This is a genomic window from Duganella sp. GW821-FHT07G03 (assembly GCF_059418605.1).
Genome location: NZ_JBWKQE010000057.1, coordinates 1 through 1,244, shown reverse-complemented (window position 1 = coordinate 1,244; position 1,244 = coordinate 1). Strand labels below are relative to the sequence as shown.

At 63.3% G+C, this 1,244-nt stretch carries 1 protein-coding gene and 1 pseudogene; both read left to right on the top strand.

All coding sequences use genetic code 11. The features are described from left to right. Positions 1-336 (top strand): annotated as a pseudogene (locus tag AC07OK_RS30730) (chemotaxis protein); the annotation flags it as partial. A 42-nt stretch (positions 337-378) separates the two neighbouring features. Beyond that, the coding region (locus AC07OK_RS30725) for a CHASE3 domain-containing protein (RefSeq protein ID WP_494693838.1) at positions 379-1,244 on the top strand (866 nt) is incomplete at its 3' end.

Genomic DNA, 1,244 nt, shown 5'->3' with positions numbered 1-1,244 from the left:
GAGATGCAGTCGGCGGTGTCGGCCAGCGTGATGGGCATGGATAAATTCTCCGAGGAGATCCGCCGCAGCGTCGGCGAAGTACGCCAGGTGACCGACCAGTTGTCGGGCGTGATGGGCCAGGTGCAGAAGCTGGCGCCGCAGTTCGACGCGGTGCTGCAGGGGATGCAGTCGCAGGCGGTCGGCGCGCAGCAGATCTCGGAGACCATGGTGCAGCTGAGCGACGCCACCCAGCAGACGGTCGAATCGCTCAAGGCCACCAGCGAAGCGGTGCACCAGCTGCAGTACGCGGCGGGCGACTTGCAAAACAGCGTCGCTAATTTTGCCGTAGCGGCTTGAGCGTGGGACAATGCCCCGACAATCGCGGCACCTGGAGAACACATGTATAAAGATTTGAGCATCAAGAGCAAGCTGTATCTGAGTTTTGGCGCCATCCTCGCCATCATCCTGGTGCTTTTATCCATCGCATACAACCGGTTCAACAGCCTGTCCGAGGCCAACGGGTGGGACCGGCATAGCATGGAGGTGATCCAGTCCGTCGACCAGATGCGCAACGACCTGCTGCAAGTACAGGTGGAAGCGCGCGGCTACTACCTGACCGGCGCCGCCAAGCGCTACGAACAAACCCACAAGGAACTGTCCGACCTGCCAGGCTCCCTGCTGGCGCTGCAAAAACTCACCGGCGACAATCCTATCCAGGTCGCGCGCTTCAAGGCGCTGGAGGGCATGATTGACAAGTGGACCAAGGAAGTCATCGAGGCGCAACTGGCCGAACGCCTTGAACTGGGTGACAAGCCCGGCGCCGCCGACATCATGGGCCACAGCGGGTCGCTGCTCAACGGGAATGTCGCGATCACCGACATCTACAAATCCCTGGACCAGGCGACGACAGAGGAACGCGCGCTGCTGGCGCAACGCTCCGAGGCATCGAGCCGTTTGCAGGAAACCATGCGGCTGGTGCTGAGCGCCGGCGGCCTGGCCTGCGTGGTGCTGTCGGCCACCATCGCCTGGCTGCTGGGACGTTCGCTGCTGACGCCCTTGAACAACCTGACGCACGCGGTGGGCCGTATCGCCGCCGGCGAACAGTCGGCGCGGGCGGCGGTGCTGTCGGCCGATGAACTGGGCTTGGTCGCGACGGAGTTCAACCGCATGGCCCAATCGATCCAGGACAGCCAGGCCAACGAGCAAGCCGCCACCAACCTGCTCAAGTCCAAGGTCGACTCGCTGCTCGGCGTGGTCTCCAAGGC